The sequence below is a fragment of the Chamaesiphon sp. OTE_20_metabat_361 genome, assembly GCF_031364565.1.
In genome coordinates this window covers 1-4,579 of record NZ_JANLWO010000115.1, presented here as the reverse complement: position 1 = coordinate 4,579, position 4,579 = coordinate 1, and the positions used below count along the sequence as shown (strand labels likewise).

3 protein-coding genes are annotated in these 4,579 nt (G+C 49.7%); 2 read left to right on the top strand and 1 reads right to left on the bottom strand.

All coding sequences use genetic code 11. From position 1 onward, the window contains the following. Together RMO35_RS03230 and RMO35_RS03225 are read left to right on the top strand one after the other, a co-directional pair. Positions 1-1,932: phosphoenolpyruvate carboxylase (locus RMO35_RS03230; RefSeq protein ID WP_309738511.1), on the top strand; the 1,932-nt coding region annotated here is incomplete at its 5' end. A gap of 134 nt (positions 1,933-2,066) precedes the next feature. Continuing rightward, positions 2,067-2,294 (top strand): hypothetical protein, encoded by a 228-nt coding sequence (locus RMO35_RS03225; protein ID WP_309738510.1) that lies wholly within the window; start codon positions 2,067-2,069, stop codon positions 2,292-2,294. A gap of 290 nt (positions 2,295-2,584) precedes the next feature. Here RMO35_RS03225 and RMO35_RS03220 read toward each other — a convergent pair whose 3' ends face one another. Further along, positions 2,585-4,474, bottom strand: a complete 1,890-nt coding sequence (locus tag RMO35_RS03220; RefSeq protein ID WP_309738508.1) for a chloride channel protein — start codon at positions 4,472-4,474, stop codon at positions 2,585-2,587. Positions 4,475-4,579: the final 105 nt, after the last annotated feature.

Genomic DNA, 4,579 nt, shown 5'->3' with positions numbered 1-4,579 from the left:
GAATTATTGGAATCGCTCGAACAAGATAAAGCGCACTTCCCAGAAATCTATGATGAGTTGTCAATTCGCTATCGTCAGGAGCCGTATCGACTCAAACTGACTTATATGATCGAGCGACTTGCCAATACCTTGGATCGATCGCGAAAAGTAGCTGATTGGGACAGTTTACAGTTTCCACAAACCGATCTCAATCCCTATACCTGCTATCATTCGGGGGCAGATTTTCTCAAAGAGTTGGGCTTAATTCGGCAGAGCTTACTACAAACCGGATTAACTTGTCAGGCGTTAGAAACGCTGATTTGTCAGGTGGAAATTTATGGCTTTAACCTCGCGCAACTAGACATCCGCCAGGAGAGCAGTCGCCACGCCGATACAGTCGCCGAAATTGCCGAGTATCTCCAAGTTTTGCCCCAATCCTACCACGACCTCTCGGAAGCCGATCGAGTCGAGTGGCTGGTGCGCGAACTCCAAACCCGGCGTCCATTAATCCCTGGCGAACTCCCCTTCTCGCCCAAAGCCGTCGAAACCGTCGAAACTTTTCGGATGCTGCGCCGACTCCATCTGGAATTTGGCCCCGAAATCAGTCAAACTTATGTAATCAGTATGAATCGAGATGTCAGCGACATTCTCGAAGTGATGCTGCTCGCTAAGGAGGCAGGTTTATACGACCCCGCCACCGGGATTACTAGCCTGCAAGTAGTACCATTATTTGAAACCGTTGAGGATCTCAAAAAAGCCCCTCGCGTGATGCAATCGCTGTTTGAGTTGCCCCTCTATCGAGCGGCTTTGACGGGTGGTTATCAACCCAGCCCCGAGACAGCGATTCCCGGATTAGTCCCCGATCTCCAAGAGGTGATGTTGGGATACTCCGATAGTAATAAAGACGCTGGCTTCCTCAGTAGTAACTGGGAAATCCATAAAGCGCAAAAAGCACTCCAGTCGATCGCCGAGCAATTCGCCGTGAAGCTGCGAATTTTTCACGGACGTGGGGGTAGCGTCGGCAGGGGTGGCGGGCCGTCTCACGAGGCGATTTTAGCCCAACCAGGGCAAAGTATCAATGGTCGGATCAAGATTACCGAGCAGGGGGAAGTCCTAGCTTCTAAATATTCGCTACCCGAGTTAGCACTCTATAACTTAGAGCAAGTAGCCAGCGCGGTAATTAAAACTAGCTTGATGTCTGGCGGAATCGACGATATCGAGCCGTGGAATGAAGTAATGGAAGATCTTGCCGATCGATCGCGCCGCCATTATCGCGGACTGATCTACGATTGTCCCGATTTAGTCAACTTCTTTCATCAGGTAACACCGATCGATGAAATCAGCCATCTCCAGATTAGTTCCCGTCCCGCACGGCGCGGTGGTAAACGCGATCTCGCCAGTCTGCGAGCAATTCCGTGGGTATTTAGCTGGACGCAAAGCCGCTTTTTACTCCCCTCTTGGTATGGCGTTGGTTCGGCACTCCAAGAATTTGTCGCCGAAGCACCGACGGAAAACTTTGAATTGCTCCAAGGTTTTTACCGCAAATGGCCATTTTTCCGGATGGCAATTTCTAAGGTCGAGATGACAATTTCTAAAGTTGACTTGCAAATTGCCCGCCACTATATGAGCGAACTATCGCAACCAGAAAATAAGGAACAGTTCGAGGTTTTATTCGATCGTATCACCCAAGAATATCAGCTCGTTAGCGATATGGTGTTGCGGATTTCGGGACACGAAAGATTTTTAGATGATAATCCCGAACTCCAAAGATCGATCCAGCTCCGGAATGCGAGTATCGTCCCGCTAGGATTTTTGCAAGTCTCCCTGCTCAAACGGTTGCGCCAACACGGCGGCGCGGGCACGATCTATTCTCGCTATAGCAAGAAAGAACTGCTCGATGGTGCCTTACTCACGATCAATGGAATTGCCGCAGGAATGCGAAATACAGGTTAAGAGGTAGTGGATAGTGGATAGTGGATAGTGAATAGTGAAATCCATTGCTATTACCTATTCCCTTTAAAACACAGTCAATGGTGAATAGTGAAATCCATTGCTATTCCCTATCCCCTATCCCCTATTCCCTAATTATGTGGCGTATAACAATTAACTGTTCGGCAGAAGACTGGCGCATTCAAGGCACAGCCTTCAAGGAACTCGCGAAAAAATATCCAGCAACTTTAATCTCATCCAAGAAGATGCACGGCGACGATCGTCGTATCATGGAATATCAAATTGAAGATGTCAATGATGCTGATGAATTTACCGACGAATGCTTGAAACTAGCTGGTTTTACCGCCGTGTTTGAGTCTTTGTAACCCACATTCCGCACTTCGGAATTATCAGCGGTTGAAACCGCTGCTCATGGTGCAAAACCCGCCTACGCGGGTTAGAAATCCTAGTCCGAGTAGGCGGACTTTGCAACATTAGCGACGATTTCAATCGTGCGTTAGCCGATTTTTGATGAAGTAGAATGGTAGGGTGGGCATTGCCCACCGTCGAGGTTTCAGGCTTTTCTACTCTAATAAATATTTGTGCCGACCTACCTAAAAACGGCAAATAAGTTAACCTCACCCGAGTAAAGGTGAGGTTAACACAGATATTCAAGCTAATTCACTTCGAGGCTCGACGTTGCCGCAGGCAATGACAACTGGTACTTATTCAAAGCTTGACGCGTGGCTGCGACGCTACAAGCGAGCGCGATCCGCTCCTGTTGAAGAATGCCGACAACTCGCTCGGGATGGGAACTATCGGTGACTGGCAATTGATGCAGCCCTCGGGCATTCATCCGATCGATCGCTTCGGAGATCGGCTCATCGATATCAGCATAAAATAGATATTTGGTGCAGATACTACCAACATTATCGGCGAGTAGTCGATCGGGTTGCAGTGATGCTTCGGCTTGAGAAATAGCGCGACTGAGATCGTGAAGAGTGATAATCCCCATTAGTTCGTCTCGATCGTCCACAACTAAAGCACTATGGCAGTTATTTTGAGTCAATTTCAAGCCAGCCGCCAGAATGTCTAACCGATCGGACAATCGCAGATAATGATGATCCATCGCATCCCGCACCCGCAGGTGTTGGAGGATGGCGAGATCTCGATCTGGTTGGACGCTCAGCGCCAGTTTATCTAGTTTGTCTGGGGATTTGGATTTGGGGTTCATCCGTTCGATCGCCCAAATACTCAAACCGACACACGCCATTACCGGGAGGACGATCCGATAGTCGCGAGTCAGCTCAAACATCAACAGGATCGCCGTCAAGGGTGCCCGCGCACTGCTGGCGAGTACCGCCGCCATCCCGACCATTGCATAGGCTGGTGGCGCTGCAATCTGGCTGCTGAGAGCGGGAAATAACAAGACTAGAGACTTACCGTAGATTGCGCCCATCGTCGCGCCCAAAAACATCCCAGGTGCAAACAAGCCACCGACTAAGCCGCTACCCAGACTGACTGCTGTCAGCAGCATTTTGATGACTAAAATCGAGACTAGCAGCATCAAGGAAAATTGGACATCTTGCAACATCGCTTCGATCGTTTCATAGCCGATGCCCGTAACTTGGGGAAACTTCAACGCGACAATTCCGACGATCGTCCCGCCGACAACAGGCGTCAGACAGCGAGGCACTTTTCCCAACCAAGCCAGATAACTGATGTTTCCCTGAAAAGCCGCTCTGGCAAAATCGACAGTCTGAGTGTAGGCAAAAGATACCAAACTCGCCAAGCCACCCAATACTAAATACAGCGGTAGCTCGAATAAGCTTTTAACTTCATATACTGGCAACGCAAACGCAGGTCTGCCACCCAGTCCGATTTGAGCCACCAACGAAGCGACGACAGCAGCTAAGACGACTACGCTGACTGCCGAAGTTGCAAAAGTGCTACCCAGCACCAACTCTAGTGCGAAAAACACGCCCGCGATCGGGGCATTAAATCCCGCTGCAATTCCCGCCGCCGCACCCGCGCCCAACAATAACCGCTGCCGCTCCTGGGAAGCATGTAAAGCCTGTCCCAAAAACATCCCTAGATTCGCGCCGATTTCTACGCTCGGCCCCTCTGGGCCTAAAGATGCCCCAGTTCCGAGCGATACTGCCGCCGCGACCATCTTCACCAGCCCCCGCCACGGAGTCACTTTGTTACCCGATTGAGTCGCCGCAATCATCGAGTTCATGTTAGGGCCAAAATCCTGCCAATACCACCGCATGATCCCGACGATCGCCCCCCCAAAGATCGGTACTAACGCTAGCAACCAAGTCCCCTTTATTCCCTGCATGTGCAGTCCATCGATCGTATCGGCGATCGCCGTATGCGATGAACTATCAAATAAATCGATTAGGTAGTGAAATAAAACTACTCCCGCTCCCGCAGCGCCACCGATCGACATCGATAATAGCATCACGACCAACCCTGGAGAGGGTTCGAGTCGATTGAGCTTGCTAGTTAGGCGTGAGAGCAAGGATGTGATGGGAGACACAGATGGTGGCGGAATTACGGTCATGGATAACGCCAGATTATGAGAGGTTAATTAAATTTTGTTAATTAAATTGTAATATTTATTTAGGGTCATTGGGGATCGATTTAGGAGTTTAGTAGCAAATTTGGT

What these genes read in the sequence shown, in the direction of transcription:
- RMO35_RS03220 (WP_309738508.1), bottom strand. Translation starts at nt 4,474, where the DNA reads ATGACCGTAATTCCGCCACCATCTGTGTCTCCCATCACATCCTTGCTC.
- RMO35_RS03225 (WP_309738510.1), top strand. Translation starts at nt 2,067, where the DNA reads ATGTGGCGTATAACAATTAACTGTTCGGCAGAAGACTGGCGCATTCAA.